Genomic DNA, 17,151 nt, shown 5'->3' on the forward strand with positions numbered 1-17,151 from the left:
AAAACGATTATGAAGAGGTTATATGGGTGAATGGTTTATTTTCAAGTCCAGCCCCAAATTCCGCAGCCGACTATTTTTACACGTTTAAGTTTGTTTTTATCACTTTCGGCTTGGCGTTTGGTTTTATAAGGGCCTAAGCGCACTTTATACCAAGTACCATTGCTGCCTTCAGCCTGTTTTATTTCAGAAATGAGGCCTGCAAATGCTATTTTAGCTTTTAGCGATTCCGCTTGTGCGTGGGTTTTAAACGAACCACACTGCATAACGTAAGGGCCTTTTTGCTCAAGTTCTTTCACTTCAACTTGAATCTCGTGGTTTCTAATTTCTTTAATAAACTCTGGTGTGCGTGGAATAACCACTTCTACTTTTGCGGGCGCAGTGGGGTTTGCTTGTTTTTCGACAAGTTTTGGATCTGCATTACTTTTAATAAACCATAATGTATAAGCAAAACCACCGACGAGTAAGATGGCTATGACAGCTAAAAGAATAGGAAATGGTTTTTTAGCGGGTGCGTTTTTTTTACTGTTTCTGCCTGCAGGCTTTTTGTTAATATAATCGTGCTGTGCCATGGTGTTATTTTGGCCTTAACCTAAATCATGTCTATAGGGTCTACGTCTAAGCTCCAGCGTACTTTTTGTGCAAGTTTACTTGAACTTAAATAATCAACCATTTGCGCAAGGTACTGATGTAATATGCGGCGATCTTGCGCTTGAATATGTAATTGAAAACGATACATACCTGCGACTTTTTCAAGTGGAGCAGGGATCGGACCGAGCAATTGTATACCAGATACCCCATTCACAGGAACCAAATCCGTCAAAAAATCGACGACTAGCTTAATGCTGTGTCCTTGTGCACGGACAATAGCCATATTTGTAATGGGTGGTAAGTCTGCATCATCGCGTTCACTCAGTGCAAAGCGAGCAAAGTCTTGGTAACCATTATTAACTAAGTCTTGTAAAAGCGGGTGTTCTGGAAAGTGTGTTTGTAATAATACTTGGCCAGGTTCCCCTGAACGCCCAGCTCGCCCCGCGACCTGAGTAACTAACTGTGCTAAATGCTCTGTCGCCCTAAAGTCGCATGAGTATAAACCGCTATCTACGTCTAAAATTATAACAAGGCTTACATCTGCAAAGTGATGGCCTTTGGCAAGCATTTGTGTGCCAACTAAAATGCGTGCACCGCCTAGGTTTATTTCATCTAGTGCTTTTTCAAGGCTGCCTTTACGGCGAGTTGAATCGCGGTCTATGCGAGTAACGGGTGTATCTGGAAACTCGGTCGATAAAAACTCTTCAATTTGCTCTGTACCTTTGCCATTTGGAAATATTTGCGTACTTCCACAATCAGGACATTGGTGAGGAACAGGGTATTGATCGCCACAGTGATGACAAATCATTTGCCCAATCGCTTTATGAAATGTGGCGCTGGTACTGCAGCGTTTACATTCACTTAGCCAGCCACATTCATGGCAAATAAGAGTGGGTGAGAAACCTCGACGATTTAAAAAAACCATAACCTGTTTACCGCGATTTAAGTGTTGGCGCATAGTTGCAAGGCTTGCATGTGCAATACCTGCTTGGTCGGGTTGGCCTTTCATATCGAGTAACTTAAATTGGTTATCTGTCGCAGTTTGCGCGCGCTCGGTTAAACTTAGTAGCTGATATTTGTTATTAATTGCTTTGTGAAGTGTTTCAAGTGCGGGTGTAGCACTGCCTAATATAAGTGGTATTTTATGCTGAAAAGCTCTGTATGCAGCTAAATCACGAGCATGGTAACGAAGGGTATCTTGTTGCTTAAATGATGAATCGTGCTCTTCATCGACAACTATCATACCGAGTTTTAAAAATGGCAGAAAAATACTCGAACGTGTGCCTATAACTATTGCACAACTGCCTTTTTCGCAAAAACGCCATGTTTGCAATCGCTCGTTGTCGGTAAGGGCTGAATGCCAAAGCATAATGGGTGTATCAGGAAAGCGGCGACGAAAACGGTTTACAGTTTGTGGCGTTAAGCCTATTTCTGGCACTAATACTAATGCTTGCTCGCCACGTTTTAATACTTCTTCTAGGCACTGTAAATACACTTCTGTTTTACCACTGCCAGTTACGCCTTCTAATAAAAAGCTGCTAAATCCGGTGCTTTGATTTATTGCTGTACAGGCAACTGCTTGTTCTTTATTAAGTACAGGTTTACTACCGACAGTTGGTGCAACGTTTTGCCATTGGTTATCGTGTTCAATAGTTTGTGTAATGAGTTCTTTATCTATTAGGCTATCTATTGTTTTTTTACTAAAGCCAAGAGCTTTTAATTCGGTTAACGATGATTTCCCCGATTGCGACAACTGCTTTAATAAATCGAGTTGTGTTTTGGCTTTTAATGACGGTACTTTTGAGCCTTTTTCTGTCAGAGCAACCATGTTAATACTGGTTTTATCTGGCGATTCACCTTGGCGAAGTACACTCGGTAGCGCTATGTGAATAGTTTCGCCTAAGGGATAGCAATAATAGCGGGCAGTAAAGCTAAGGAGTTCTAAATGTTGGGCGCTTAAAATAGGGGTATCGTCTATTACCTCTATAATATTCTTAATTTTATCTAAAGGGACGTCGGTACTGTTTTTAATACCCAGAACAACAGCTACTTTTTTTTGATTACCAAAAGGTACTAAAACCCGCATGCCCGGTAGTATGGGTGTTGATAAGCCACTGAGCTGCTCTTCTATTTTATAATCAAAGGTGCGTGGAAGCGGGACTTTAATAGCAACTTCAACAAAACTCATAACAACTCAACCCGTAAAATTAATGCTGTAATGTACTAAAAATACCGCTAAAAACCTACTAGCAATAGTACTTGAGAAAGAGATTGTTCACTTTTTTAGCGAAAAGATAAATAAATACTTGTGCAGGGGAAGGTTGTTGGATAAAATCCGCCACCAACAAATTTGTTTTAACGACGTATGGTGCCAGACTTCGGGTTTGGAGAGCGATGCGGCCTTAACTAGAGGTTCCTATGAAAGAAGGTATTCACCCTAAGTACGAAGTAATTTCTGCAACATGTTCATGCGGAAACAAATTCGAAACTAGTTCAACTCTTTGTAAAGACATTCACTTAGACGTATGTTCTGCGTGTCACCCGTTTTACACTGGTAAGCAAAAGATTTTAGATACTGGCGGCCGTGTTGATCGCTTCAACAAGCGCTTCGGTGCACTTAGCAGCAAGAAGTAATTACTGCTGTTTAGTTAAAAAAAGCACCTTAGGGTGCTTTTTTTGTGTCTAAAATTTACCACTTCTTATCTTATTTAGCTTGCTCGAGCTACATCACACCTTGCATAACTATTTCCTATTCTTATTCTGAGTATGCATAAACCTTTACAGACAAATCGATAGATATTCTCTATATTTTAAATAGTACAAATTTTAACTAGGTTGATAAAAGTAGCTAACGTGGGCTTATCTGTTTTTAAAGTAGTGTAGTAGGCTGTTATTTTAAGTTTATGATGATGCGTTAAACATACATTTTTTTAATATTGTAATAGACATAAACGCACCTCAAAACTTACTTTTTTGGTGAATTTTTATTTATCAAATGTTTATATAATCCTGCAAAGTTACTGAAAAACCTCTTAAAATTAAAGGATATAGCATATAACAGGATAGACCTGATATTGCTTGGAATTTAAAAATAATAAGGGTATCGTACCCCAAGACTCCACCTCTCACTTTAACTTAAATTGCAGGATACCATCGCGTTATGTCTGACTTTCGTGAACAAGCACTACATTATCACTCACATCCCGTACCTGGTAAAATTAGCATTGAGCTAACAAAACCAGCTGAAACAGTTCAAGACTTAGCCCTAGCTTATAGCCCAGGTGTCGCTGAGCCTGTACGTGAAATTGCCACAGATCCTGCAAATGCATATAAATATACCGGTAAGGGTAACATGGTTGCGGTTATCACTAATGGTACTGCAATTTTGGGCTTGGGTAATTTAGGTCCTTTAGCGTCTAAGCCCGTAATGGAAGGCAAGGCGTTATTGTTTAAACGTTTTGCAGGGCTTGATTCTATTGATATTGAAGTAAAGCACAAAACAACAGAAGACTTTATTAACACGGTTGCCAATATTGCTGACACATTCGGTGGTATTAACCTTGAAGATATTAAAGCACCAGAGTGTTTTGAAATTGAAAAAGCATTAATAGAGCGTTGTAGCATTCCTGTTTTTCATGACGACCAACACGGCACCGCCATTGTTACGGCTGCCGGCATGTTAAATGCGCTAGAAGTACAAGGTAAATCAATTGAAGATGCAATAATTGTATGTTTAGGTGCAGGCGCTGCTGCAGTTGCGTGTATGGAACTGTTAATTAAGTGTGGTGCACTGCGTGAACACATTTATATGCTTGACCGCAAAGGTGTTATTCATACTCGTCGCGATGATTTAAACGAATATAAACAGCTTTTTGCTAACAATACCGATAAACGCACATTGCAAGATGTAATTGCAGATGCTGATGTGTTTGTTGGTGTTTCGGGTCCTAACTTGTTAGCTGCCGAAGATTTAAAACTAATGGCAGAAAAGCCGGTCGTGTTTGCCTGTTCAAACCCAGATCCAGAGATCGATCCTGCACTTGCTCACGGCGCACGCAACGATTTAATTATGGCAACAGGGCGCTCTGATTACCCTAACCAGGTTAACAATGTTTTATGTTTCCCGTTTATTTTCCGTGGTGCACTTGATGTACGTGCAAGCGCGATTAACGATGAAATGAAAATTGCTGCAGTTGAGGCTATTCGTAGTATTGCCAAAGAGCCTGTACCTGCAGAAGTTTTAAAAGCCGCAGGCGTGGATAAACTAGAGTTTGGTGCGCAGTATATTATTCCAAAACCAATGGATCCGCGTTTACTACCGCGTATAGCTAAAGCTGTAGCACTTGCTGCGGTAGAGTCGGGTGTTGCGCAAATTGATTTGCCTGAAAATTATATGGCGTAATATATAACGCTTAAACAAAAAAACCTCAGCAATGCTGAGGTTTTTTGATTAAAAAGGTAACGATTTATTCTTCGTTTAAAATAGGCACTTCTAAACCCATTTCTTGCATTATCTTTTTAACTTCTTCTGGTACTTTTTCTGCGTTGTCTTTACGTAGGTCATCGTCATTTGGTAAAGGTTGACCAGTAAAGGCATGCAAAAACGCTTCACATAGCAATTCACTATTTGTTGCATGGCGAAGGTTGTTGATTTGACGACGCGTACGCTCATCCGTTAAAACTTTTAATACATTTAGCGGGATCGAAACGGTGATCTTTTTAACTTGCTCTGATTTTTTCCCGTGTTCTGCGTATGGGTGAATATACTCACCATTCCATTTAGCCATAAGATGTATCGTTGCCTCAGATTATTAATTTCTCACACGGTATAAAAAGCGTGTAAATATGCGTGAAATTCTATCGATTTAAAAAAGATAGTCAAATAATAGATACCGATCTATCTTAATAAGCCTATTTGGGATGTAAAAATAAGCTCACTTTTGTGAGCTAAAATGTGATACTTGCAAACGCCTTTCCTAACTTTAGCCATCTAGAGCTTTAAAATCCTTTGACTTATTAAAACGGATAACTTACTCTTTTAGACGTCTAAACATCCAAATTAATCAGGTGACGAATATGAGCGAAAAAAACAAAGCGACCATTGCTGTACGTAACGGCGTTGATGCTGATAAACATCATGGTGCAGTGGTGCCGCCAATTTATTTATCAACGACTTATTCGTTTGCCGACTTTGATACTAAGCGTGAGTATGATTATGGCCGCAGTGGTAACCCTAATCGTGATATTTTAGCAGAGACGCTTGCTAAGCTTGAAGGCGGCGCTCGTGGCATAATTACGGCCACTGGTATGGCAGCCGTGCATTTAGCTACTCAGCTACTTAACAGTGACGACACATTAGTAATTCCACATGATTGTTATGGTGGTAGCTATCGTTTATTTACATCGTTACAAAAACGCGGACTATTGAAGCTTGAAGTATTAGATTTAACAAAAGAAGAAAGCCTTCAACAAATTTTAGCAATTAAACCTAAGCTTATTTGGATAGAGACTCCAAGTAACCCAGTACTTCGTTTAACCGATATTAAAGCGGTTACCGATGTTGCTAAGCAATGTGGTGCATTGGTTGCCGCAGATAACACATTTTTGTCTCCTGCCTTACAAAACCCTATTAAGTTTGGTGTAGATATTGTGGTGCATTCAACTACTAAATATATTAACGGGCACTCAGATGTAGTGGGCGGCGCTCTTATTGCTGCAACACAAGCGCTTGGTGATGAGCTTGCTTGGTGGGCAAATAATATTGGTATTACGGGCGCCCCTTTTGATAGTTATTTAACGCTTCGTGGTCTACGTACTTTAAATGTGCGCTTAAGGCAGCACCAAGAAAATGCGCTAGCAATAGCTAAGTACCTTGAAAGCTCCAATTTTGTAAGCCAAGTTTACTATCCAGGACTTGAGTCGCATCCTCAACATGAGCTTGCTAAAGCACAACAACTTGGCTTTGGTGGCATGGTTAGTTTTGATATTAAAGGCGATATAAATGACGCTGCGGCATTTTTAACTAGTCTTAAAACGTTTAGTTTAGCTGAGTCACTAGGTGGCGTAGAGAGTTTAATTTGTCACCCCGCAACTATGACGCACGCAGGCATGGAGGCAAAGGCACGTTTAGAGGCGGGTGTGGGCGATACGCTTATTCGTATTTCGGTTGGGATTGAAGATATACACGATTTAATAGCTGACTTTGAACGAGTATTTGAACTTGTAAAACCAGGGCAAAATAAAAATGTTGGCCGTGTAGGCAAAGGTGCTGGCACTTCTGGTGGAAACGTTAAATTAAGTGCAGCCCGTCCAGCGCTTTGGTAAGTAATACCAATCCGCAATAATACCTAATCAATTTGAGGGATTAAACCGCACGCTAACATCGTTAAAAGTTTCTGATATACGACTGCATGGATGCAGGAGGTAGAGCAATGCAGGAGCAATTGCCAGGAACAACTAAATAACGAAATTTTTGCCTTGTTATCGATACGGTTTTCTTACCTCAAAATAGACAACTTAATTAAGCGAATTGGTATAAATATGGTCAATTGTGTACATAAATTTGGTGGTTCAAGCTTAAGCTCTAGTGAGCGCTATCAAAGCGTAGCTAAAATAATTATTGGGCATACTCAGCCGGGCGACTGTGTTGTGGTGTCTGCTGCAGGTAAAACTACAGATACACTTGTGTCGTTGTGGCAAAGTTATCAGCTGCAAGACACGCAAGCTGTCGCTGATATTTTACTGCAGTTAAATAACCATCAAAGCGATTTAATTGAGCAGTTATTACAAGCTGATTTAAAGCGCTGCGCACTTAAAACACTAAATACCGAGCTTAGTAATATTGCAGAACTTGCTCAAGCTGAGCAGCTAAAAGAGGCTGCGTTACTTGCGCATGGGGAACTGTGGTCAGCACGTTTACTCGCTACTTATTTACAGCAGCTAAATATTGAGGCGTGTGCTCAAGATGCCCGTAGTCTTTTTACTTTAAGCGATGGTGAATTAATGCATGCGCAAAATGCGCAGCAATGTCGACAGTCAATTTTACCTAATAAGATAAATGTTGTTACTGGGTTTATTGCCGCTGATACGAAAGGTGAGACCGTAACACTTGGACGCAACGGTAGCGATTATAGTGCAACACTACTTGCAAATTACTGTAATGCTAAGCAAGTATGTATTTGGACCGATACACAGGGAGTGTTTAGCACTGATCCTCGTAAGGTAAAAAAAGCGATTAAGTACGGCAAAATTTGTCGCGGACAAGCTAATATATTAGCTCGTTTGGGTAACCCTGTATTACATGCAAAAACACTATCGCCACTTAAAAACACAGATATTAAGCTAGCTGTTCGTAGTAGTTTTGATGTGCAAGCAAGCCCAACAGATATAGTAAAAGAAGGTTCAGCAAAGAAAAAGCGTTTTATAACCACGCTGCAAAATGTTGATTTGTTAATGGTTGAAGGATTAAGTGAAGGTGAGGTCGCAAGCGTTAGTCAGCTTATTCAGCATAGCCTTCATCATTTTAACCATAATGGTGAAGTGTATTTAGTAGTACCGGCTGCACAAACATATCAAGTTATTAATTACTTTGCTGGTAGAGCTAATATTAGTGAGTCAAATTTAAATGGCTGTGCAATTATTGCCCCTGAGCAAGACGTTAGCGTACTTAAACTGCAAGCTTTAGAAGTATTAGCTGAGCAGACTATAAAACCGCGTTTTGTGCATCAAGATAATGGTTATGTTTTATTACTAACAGACCAATTTATAGATAGCGATATACAAAGCGCCTTACACGATAAGCTAATCAATAAAGGCCAAGAAATAGCCGTTATAGTTGCGGGCCTTGGCAATGTAGGCGATGCTTTTATTGAGCAGTTATCGGCACAATTTGAGCGTTTATCAGACGACTTTAGTATTAAATTGGTAGCGCTGGTTCGCTCTAAACATATGTTATTTAATGCAAGTGGCATAAATATATCGCAATGGAAAACTCAATGGCAGCATGAGGCGAATAGCTATGAAGCTGCGGATTTACTTAATGCGATAAGCGAGCTTGACTACGAACATAAAGTGTTAATTGATATTACTGCAAGTGAGCAGTTTAGCTTTTTATATATAGATTTTGTAGACAGAGATTGTCATTTAATTAGTGCTAACAAATATGCAGGTACAGCACCTACTTCTTGGTATAAAGCACTTCGTAGTAACCTTGGCGAACGTAATTTACATTGGCGATATAATACAAGTGTAGGCGCAGGCTTACCTATCAATTTTGCTTTGGCTGATTTGCAAAATAGTGGTGATAAAATTACGCGTATTGAAGGCGTGTTCTCGGGTACACTTTCGTGGTTATGTAGTAAGTATGATGGTACCACTGCTTTTTCTGAGTTGGTATTAGAAGCACAGAAAATGGGGTTCACAGAGCCTGACCCTCGCGAGGATTTATCTGGACGAGATATGCAGCGTAAGTTACTTATTTTAGCCCGAGAGTTAGGTATAGAGCTTGAGCTTGATGATATTAGCTTATCGGCATTAATGCCCGGTGAGCTTGCGCTAGGAAGTTGGGAAGACTTTCTAAACAATAAAGCCCAGCTAGATGCGTTCATTGAAGAGCATGCTGATACAGCAAAAGCTAATAACTCAGTACTGAGATACACAGGCCTATTAGATATAACAAAAACTGAAGTTATCGCTAAAGTAGGAGTTACGTATGTGCCCAATGGGAATGCGTTAGCAAACCTTACACCTGGCGATAATATTTTTGTAATTAATAGCAAATGGTATAGTGATAACGCGCTTGTGATTCAGGGGCCTGGGGCTGGGAAAGAAGTAACCGCTGCGGGTGTACACTCTGACTTATATTGGCTTGTTCAAAACTTAAAATAAGCGATTATTTAAATTAAAACGGCAGCTTAAATAAGCTGCCGTTTTTGTATTACAGAGATATTATTAAAATAGCTCTTCTTCGGTTTTTGTGTCTTCTTCAAATATATCGTTTGGCTGAGATAGCACATACTTTGTCGGTGCAGTGCCTTTTTCGAAGTATTCAAAGCGGCTGGTGTAGTCATTTTTGTGGCTTAGCAAACCAGTGGCTAAATCAATACGAATCGAAACAAGCCCCTCAGGTGGCTCAATTGGCGCTTCAGGTGTTCCCTCAAGTGCGGCTTTCATAAATTCAATCCATGCAGGCTGCGCTGTTTTAGCCCCCGATTCAGCACCAGATATTTGGCTGCTATCTAAGTTGTTATTGTACGTAGAACGACCAAGAGCGTTACCTGGGTTATCAAAGCCCACCCACACAGAAGTCATTACTTTACTGTTAAAACCACTAAACCAGGTGTCTACAGAATCGTTAGTTGTGCCTGTTTTACCCGAAAGATCACGACGTTCTAAAGCTTGTGCGCGCCAACCTGTACCACTCCAACCTGTTTTATGGGCCCAACTACCGCCGCCCCAAATACCACTGTGCATTGCATCAGCAATTAAAAAAGCATTCTGCTTAGAAATAATTCTCGGTGCACATTTTTTTGTTGGCTCCACTCCATCACTACTATTATGAAGTGAGAATTCATTATGTGTTGGTAAAGACTCTTCGTCACAGGCTAGGGCAGGGTTTGCTTTGAACAATACATTACCGTAAGCATCTTGAATTTCTGAAATAAAGTAAGGTTCAATTAAGTGGCCACCATTGGCAAATGCACTCATGCCACGGGCAAGTTCAAGTGGAGTAATGGAAGCACTACCCAGTGCTAGTGATTCACTGCGATTAATGTCTGAATCTTTAAAGCCAAACTTTAATAAATGATCAGCTGTACGTTGTAATCCAACGCCGCGTAGTAAGCGCACCGAAATAACGTTTTTAGACTGTGCTAAGGCACGGCGAATTCTTATCGGACCATTATATACAGCAGGGCTGTTTTTAGGACGCCATGCTACGCCTTGGCTTTTATCCCATTGGTTTATAGGAGCGTCGTTTAATATAGACGCAAGCGTGTAACCTTTTTCAAGTGCTGCTGAATATATAAAAGGTTTTATATTAGAACCTACTTGACGCTTTGCTTGTACCGCTCGGTTATATTGACTTTGCTCAAAGCTGTAACCACCTACAATAGCTTTAATTCTGCCATCTTGTGGGTCGAGTGACACAATAGCACTTGATGCTTCTGGTATTTGGCTTAGTAAGAAGCTGTCATCTTCATTTTTACGCACCCATATTTGCATTCCTGGCGTTAAAATATCTGTAGCTGCTTTTGGAGCAAAACTTTGGCGGTAACGAGTAATATATTTACGCGCCCATTTTAAGTTATCCCAAGTAAGAGTTGTGCGCTCGCCACTTTTAAGTAATACCGACGCTGTTTTATCATTAACACTAAGCACGGCTGCTGCTTTTAAAGTACCTAACTCATTTACGCTCTGTAATTTATTGAGTATTTGTTGCTCAGTTAAAGCAGGTTGTGTTTCAGGGTCCCATAAAACATCTGTTGGTCCTCTAAAACCATGGCGCATATCGTAATTATGTAAGTTGTTTACAAGTGCGTTTTGCGCTGCTTTTTGAACTTTTGACTCTACTGAGGTGAAAATTTTAAAACCTGAGTTGTAAGCTTTATCTATTCCATAACGCGAAACCATTTCAGCGCGCACCATTTCAGAAATATACGGGGCGTATAAATTTATTTCAGCACCATGAAAATAAGCGGTGATAGGTTGGCTCGTTGCTTCGTTATACTCTTCTTGAGTAATATAATTTTCAGTTAATAAACGCCCTAAAACAACATTTCGGCGTGCTTTTGCACGCGTTGGGTTACGAATTGGGTTTAAAGCTGAAGGGGCCTTCGGTAAACCTGCAATCATCGCCATTTGTGCAAGTGTTAAATCTTTTAACTCCTTACCGTAATAAACCTGTGCTGCAGCACCAATACCAAAAGCGCGATTACCTAATTCTATTTTATTAAGGTAAAGCTCTAAAATTTCGTCTTTTGTTAATACACCTTCAATATGTAGCGCTATAAATATTTCTTTAACTTTACGAATATATGCTTTTTCGCGAGTTAAAAAGAAATTACGAGCAAGCTGCATAGTAATAGTACTTGCGCCTTGTTTTTTCTCGCCGGTAGATATAAGAACAATAGCCGAACGTACAATACCTATAGGATCTATGCCTATATGATCGTAAAATCGATTATCTTCTGTCGCTAAAAATGCATTAATGAGGGTTTGAGGAATTTCATCAATAGTCACTGGAATACGACGCTTTTCACCAAATTGATTGATTAAAAGCCCATCTTTTGTGAATACTTGCATAGGAGTTTGTAATTGCACGTCTTTTAAAACTTGCACACTGGGGATATCAGGTTTAACGTAGTAATAAAGACTGACCAAAGTGATCAGACCAATTAACACACAAATGATAAAAAATTGTAAAGTTCGTTTTAATAAAATCACTTATATTTCCCTAAATGGACTCCCAATTGCGAGTTTTGACTGCTAGTATATATTGATTAAAAAATGAATAATATTTTTTCAGATAAAAATTATAACTTGTTTATTATTAAAACAAAGGCCAAGTTGAAACATGCTAAGTCAACTATTTCAAAAACCGTCCCCGATGATGGTAGGAATTGATATTGGATCGCACTCTATCAAAGCGGTGCTTTTACGTGAAATTGAAACTGGATTTCGACTAGAAGCACTTGCAATTGAGCCGATGCCAAAAGGTGCGATGAGTGAGCGCACAATTCAAGATATTGAAGCGATTGGTAACGTTATTACAAAATTAAGAAAAAAATTACCGAAGTCGTTAAAATCTGCTGCAGTGGCTGTTTCTGGCCAAACAGTTATTACAAAAGTGATCTTCATGGATGTATCGTTAACAGATGCTGAACTTGAATCGCAAATTGAAATTGAAGCTGATAGTTTAATCCCTTACCCACTTGATGAAGTGAGCCTCGATTTTGAGAAGCTTTCGACGAACGAGGCCGATCCTAGCAAAATGAATGTTTTGCTTTCGGCTGCTCGTACTGAGAGTGTTGAAGCACGGGTGGGCGCTTTAGAAGCCGCAAATTTAGAAGCCAAAATAGTAGATGTAGAAAGCTACGCATTGAGCCGTGCTATGGACGTTTACTATCAACAATTACCTAGCGATGCATTTAATAAGTGTGTGGCTGTGGTCGATATTGGCGCAGTTTTAATGCTTGTGAGTGTTGTGCAAGCTGGGGAAACCATTTATACCCGTGACCAAGTTTTTGGTGGCGATCAATATACAAATAGTATTGTTGCTTATTATAATAAAGGCTTTGATGAAGCCGAAATAGGCAAAACATCAGGTGATTTACCGCCAAACTATACCTTTGAAGTATTAGCCCCTTTTCAAACTTCGTTACTTCAACAAGTTCGCAGAGCTGTGCAAATGTTTTTAACAACCAGCGGTAAAGAGCAAATAGATTATATTGTATTAACGGGCGGTACATCGATGATAAAAGGTATCGACCGATTGCTTATTGAAGAACTCGGTATCCACTCAGTTGTTGCAGAGCCTTTTGTAAATATGGAAATTTCCCCAAAGGTAGACCGTAATATAATGCAGCGTCACAAAACGCAGTTTGCAATTGCAACAGGGTTGGCATTAAGGAGTTTTTCAACATGCCACATATAAATCTACTGCCTTGGCGTGAATCACAACGCGAAGAATCGAAAAAGAAATTTGTAACTATACTTGTTGGTGTCGTTATACTTTGTTTTGCAAGTATGTATTTATTAAGCTCTTTTTATAGTGCTTTAAAAGACGGTCAAAACTTAAAGAATAATTATTTAAGCTCAGAAATTAGCATGCTAGATAAAAAAATAAGTGAAATACGAAGCTTAGATAAAAGAAAGGAAAATTTACAACAGCGTATGAGGCTCATTGAAGAATTGCAAAGCAGCCGTAATTTGGGTACGCAAATAATGGATGAAGTTGCCAAAATAGTGCCAGGTGGTGTTTATTTAACAAAACTGGAGCGCAAAGGCAGCCAAATACATGTTTTAGGACGTAGTGAATCTAATAATCGTCTATCAACAATGCTCCGCCAGGTACAAAGCTCATATTTACTAGAGAATCCTTCAATGCAGGGCATTGTTGCAGGCGATCAATCTTCGCGTTTACTTAGTGATTTTAATATGGAATTTTATGTAAAGCCATTTGATAAAATTGGTGAGGTTAGCGATGAACCTTGATTTTAAAGCACTGAGTGAAATTGATTGGAATGAAATAGAGCTCGATAACATTGGTGATTGGCCAGTTGCTGTTAAAGCAATTTGCTGCACATTTGTTGCGGGCCTTGTATTGTTTTTTAGTTATAGCCTATTAGTTTCTGATGAAATTGACAGTTACCATAGCGCCGTGGCAAAAGAAGTTGAACTACGAACAACTTATCGAACTAAGTATGCAGTAGCGAGCAAACTTGAAATATATCGTCAACAAATGGTTGAAATGGAAGACAAGTTTTCACAGCTATTAAAGCGTCTACCCACTTCGAACGAAACTCCTGGTTTACTTGATGATTTGTCGTATGTTGGGACAACGAGTGGCCTGACTTTTTTAAAAATAGGTTGGCTGCCAGAAGTTGAGAAAGAATTTTATACCGAGCTGCCGATTAAAATCGAAGTAATAGGTAGCTATCATGAGTTTGGTGAATTTGTAGGTAAAGTGGCCCAGCTACCCCGAATTGTAAGCTTACATGACTTTTCTATTTTATCATCGGGCGATAAACAGTTAACATTCAGTGTTGTTGCAAAAACATATCGCTATGAAGAAGGGGTTAAAAAATGAAACTCCTTCGCGTAGTGCCTTTAGCTATAGCATTTGTTTTAGCTGGTTGTAATGATGACACTTCTGAGCAAAAAGAATTTATAGATCAGGTAAAAGCAAGCACCACACCAAAGGTTGAGTCGATTCCTGAGCTGACAAAGTTTGAAATATTTGAGTACAGTGCTGGTCAGCTACGCAGCCCGTTTGTAGCGCCGCAGCCTGAGATTATTCAAAATAAACTAACGCAAGTAAAAAACTGTTTGCATCCAGATCAAGAGCGTCGCCGCGAACCGTTAGAGAAATACCCGCTAGATAATTTAGCAATGAAAGGCACAATTGGTTCTAGTGGACAAATATGGGCATTAATTACAGCAACAGATGACACTTTGCACCGCGTAACAGTAGGGAATTATCTTGGTAGTTATGATGGCAAAGTAAAAAGAGTAAGCAACGACTATATAGAATTAGTGGAATTAATCCCTGATGGGTCTGGCTGTTGGAAAGAGCGCCTGACGAAATTAGAAATGTTAGAGGCGGCAACAGATGGCGCAAATTAATAATAAAAAAGGTAAAAATAGGATGCATAAGGATGTACTTTGGCTTCATCGTATTTCACGGACATTACTGGCTGCTGTTGCTTTAGTCACTGTAAACTCAGCCATAGCTGGGCCATTGCTTTATGATGTTCGTTATAATCCATTACTTAAAGGCGAAACTGAATTACAGCTTGTTTTTGATGAAGAGTTAACCTTTGAACCAAAAGTTCAAGTGTTTAATAGCCCAGCCCGAATCGAAATGTTTTTTGATACTGCAGAGTTAGAGGTTGGTTTAAATGATGTTGAAGTCAATCAAGCTGGGATTAGCAGTGTTACTAATGTTTTAACTAGCAGTGGTTTAAAGGTAACGGTAAATTTAGATAGATTAAAAATTTATGAGACTGAAGTTCATAACAATTTAGTATCGATACGTGTCTCTGATAACCCTCTAACAGAATCTGAAAATGAAGATGTAGTGATGGACTCAGGAGATGTAAGTGGAAATTACATTAACCGTATCCAGTCAATTGATTTTAGACGTGGTGAGAAGGGTGAAGCAAAAGTACTTGTATTTTTACAAGACACTCAAGCTGCAATTGAAGTCCATGAAAGTGGCGGTAAAATTTACGCTGACTTTCATCACACCGATATTTTAGACGATCTACTTTATGAATTAGATGTATTAGATTTTGGTACTGTTGTAAGTAATATCGAGACTTTTAAAGAAGATAGTTTAAGTCGTGTTGTTATTGAACCTAATGCTCAGTTCACGTTTATGTATCAGCAAATAGATAATATTTTAACGTTGACAGTAGAAAAAGATGAAACGCAAAATGCGTACTTAGATGGTGGGGTTGAGTATCAAGGTCGCCCTATGACCTTAAATTTTCAAGATATCTCTGTGCGTGCAGCACTGCAAATTATCGCAGGTTACAACGACTTTAACTTAGTAACCAGTGATTCAGTAACGGGTAATATAACGCTGCGCTTAGATGGTGTACCGTGGGATCAAGCACTTGACGTAGTACTACGTATTAAAGGGCTAGATAAGCGCATGGATGGCTCTATATTAATGGTAGCGCCTGCTGAAGAACTTGCAGCACGTGAAGCCAAAGATTTAAAAGCCAAACAGCAAGTTGAAGATTTAGAGCCTCTATATAGTGAATACATCCGATTAAACTACGCTAAAGCCGAAAATTTTGCTGACTTATTAAAAACAGATACAAACAGTATTATAACTGCCCGTGGTAGTGTATCTGTTGATCAACGTACAAATACTTTGTTGGTAAAAGATACGGTTAAGAGTATAGAAAATATTCGTCGCATGATAGAAACGCTCGATATTCCAGTGCAGCAGGTTGTAATAGAATCTCGAATGGTAACGGTACGCGATAACGTTACCGAAGACTTAGGCGTGCGTTGGGGCTTTAGTGATCAGGGCAGTAGTGTTGGCATTTCAGGCTCTCTTGAAGGCGCAGAAGGTATTTATAATGCGACATCTACTTCAAATGCACCAAGTATTTCAGACCGATTAAATGTAAATTTACCTATCACTAATCCTGCTGCTAGCATTGGCTTACACATAGCAAAACTGGCTAATGGTACGCTGATTGATTTAGAACTAAGTGCGCTTGAGGAAGAGAATAAAGGCGAGATTATTGCTAGTCCACGTATCATAGCGGCTAATCAGCAAAAAGCCCGAATAGAGCAAGGTACTGAAATTCCTTATACTGAGTCAGCTTCAAGTGGTGCTACTACCGTAAGCTTTAAAAAAGCGGTACTGAGCTTAGAAGTTACACCTCATATCACACCTGATAATAAAGTAATTCTAGATTTAATTATTACTCAAGATACACGTGGTGATACTGTACAAACAGGTACAGGTGAAGCGGTGTCTATTGATACTCAAGAAATTCAAACACAAGTGTTAGTCGAGAATGGCCAAACCGTAGTACTCGGTGGTATTTTCCAACAGCAGATCATTAATACTACGAGTAAAGTGCCAATTTTAGGTGACATTCCTTACGTAGGAAGACTATTTAAAACCACAAGTGAGTTTAATGAAAAGCGTGAATTACTTATTTTCGTGACACCGAAAATACAAATTGATTAAAATACAGTGGTTTTATGTTAACCAACGGGTGATTATTTAGATTAATTGCTCGTTATATGGCTTTTTATTCTAATTGACTTGAAATACCCCTGCAATTACTGAGATAATCCCCTCCTTAATTTTGGGGC

Annotated in this window: 13 protein-coding genes; 9 read left to right on the forward strand and 4 right to left on the reverse strand. The window is 39.3% G+C overall.

Annotation, left to right across the window (positions count from 1 at the left end):
* Nucleotides 1-41 precede the first annotated feature (41 nt).
* Together H5115_RS05350 and priA are read right to left on the reverse strand one after the other, a co-directional pair.
* On the reverse strand, nucleotides 42-569 hold the full coding sequence (locus tag H5115_RS05350; protein ID WP_024596311.1) for an SPOR domain-containing protein: 528 nt from the start codon (nucleotides 567-569) through the stop codon (nucleotides 42-44).
* A 20-nt stretch (nucleotides 570-589) separates the two neighbouring features.
* Nucleotides 590-2,776, reverse strand: a complete 2,187-nt coding sequence (gene priA / locus H5115_RS05355) for a primosomal protein N' (protein ID WP_182754033.1) — start codon at nucleotides 2,774-2,776, stop codon at nucleotides 590-592.
* A 230-nt stretch (nucleotides 2,777-3,006) separates the two neighbouring features.
* Here priA and rpmE point away from each other — a divergent pair, with 230 nt between their 5' ends.
* Entirely contained in the window at nucleotides 3,007-3,222 is a 216-nt protein-coding gene (gene rpmE, locus H5115_RS05360) for a 50S ribosomal protein L31 (protein WP_002958369.1), read from the forward strand.
* Between the two features lie 526 nt (nucleotides 3,223-3,748).
* Nucleotides 3,749-4,990, forward strand: coding sequence for a malic enzyme-like NAD(P)-binding protein (locus H5115_RS05365; protein ID WP_182754035.1), 1,242 nt, complete (start codon nucleotides 3,749-3,751; stop codon nucleotides 4,988-4,990).
* A gap of 64 nt (nucleotides 4,991-5,054) precedes the next feature.
* Here H5115_RS05365 and metJ read toward each other — a convergent pair whose 3' ends face one another.
* A complete protein-coding gene (metJ, locus tag H5115_RS05370) occupies nucleotides 5,055-5,375 on the reverse strand; it encodes a met regulon transcriptional regulator MetJ (protein WP_002958371.1) in 321 nt (106 codons plus the stop codon).
* Between the two features lie 289 nt (nucleotides 5,376-5,664).
* Here metJ and metB point away from each other — a divergent pair, with 289 nt between their 5' ends.
* The gene (gene metB, locus H5115_RS05375; RefSeq protein WP_182754037.1) at nucleotides 5,665-6,912 is read left to right on the forward strand and encodes a cystathionine gamma-synthase; all 1,248 of its coding nucleotides are present in this window, start codon (nucleotides 5,665-5,667) and stop codon (nucleotides 6,910-6,912) included.
* A gap of 216 nt (nucleotides 6,913-7,128) precedes the next feature.
* The gene (gene metL / locus H5115_RS05380) at nucleotides 7,129-9,474 is read left to right on the forward strand and encodes a bifunctional aspartate kinase/homoserine dehydrogenase II (RefSeq protein WP_182754039.1); all 2,346 of its coding nucleotides are present in this window, start codon (nucleotides 7,129-7,131) and stop codon (nucleotides 9,472-9,474) included.
* A 63-nt stretch (nucleotides 9,475-9,537) separates the two neighbouring features.
* Here the strand turns inward: metL and H5115_RS05385 are convergent, their stop codons facing one another.
* Nucleotides 9,538-12,030, reverse strand: a complete 2,493-nt coding sequence (locus tag H5115_RS05385) for a penicillin-binding protein 1A (RefSeq protein ID WP_182754041.1) — start codon at nucleotides 12,028-12,030, stop codon at nucleotides 9,538-9,540.
* A 130-nt stretch (nucleotides 12,031-12,160) separates the two neighbouring features.
* Between H5115_RS05385 and H5115_RS05390 the strand changes: the two genes are divergently transcribed.
* From H5115_RS05390 to H5115_RS05410, 5 genes are read left to right on the forward strand one after another with little or no spacing between them, the layout of a single operon-like run.
* Complete coding sequence (locus tag H5115_RS05390) at nucleotides 12,161-13,240, forward strand: pilus assembly protein PilM (RefSeq protein WP_024596029.1); 1,080 nt, start codon at nucleotides 12,161-12,163, stop codon at nucleotides 13,238-13,240.
* Entirely contained in the window at nucleotides 13,228-13,800 is a 573-nt protein-coding gene (locus tag H5115_RS05395; RefSeq protein ID WP_002958376.1) for a PilN domain-containing protein, read from the forward strand. The genes H5115_RS05390 and H5115_RS05395 overlap by 13 nt, the downstream gene beginning before the upstream one ends.
* Nucleotides 13,790-14,395 (forward strand): type 4a pilus biogenesis protein PilO, encoded by a 606-nt coding sequence (locus H5115_RS05400; RefSeq protein ID WP_182754043.1) that lies wholly within the window; start codon nucleotides 13,790-13,792, stop codon nucleotides 14,393-14,395. The genes H5115_RS05395 and H5115_RS05400 overlap by 11 nt, the downstream gene beginning before the upstream one ends.
* Entirely contained in the window at nucleotides 14,392-14,931 is a 540-nt protein-coding gene (locus H5115_RS05405) for a pilus assembly protein PilP (RefSeq protein WP_154903925.1), read from the forward strand. The genes H5115_RS05400 and H5115_RS05405 overlap by 4 nt, the downstream gene beginning before the upstream one ends.
* The gene (locus tag H5115_RS05410) at nucleotides 14,918-17,023 is read left to right on the forward strand and encodes a type IV pilus secretin PilQ (protein WP_182754045.1); all 2,106 of its coding nucleotides are present in this window, start codon (nucleotides 14,918-14,920) and stop codon (nucleotides 17,021-17,023) included. The genes H5115_RS05405 and H5115_RS05410 overlap by 14 nt, the downstream gene beginning before the upstream one ends.
* The last annotated feature ends 128 nt before the right edge of the window (nucleotides 17,024-17,151 follow it).

Source organism: Pseudoalteromonas sp. SR44-2, from assembly GCF_014163745.1.
Classification (GTDB): Bacteria; Pseudomonadota; Gammaproteobacteria; order Enterobacterales; family Alteromonadaceae; genus Pseudoalteromonas; species Pseudoalteromonas distincta.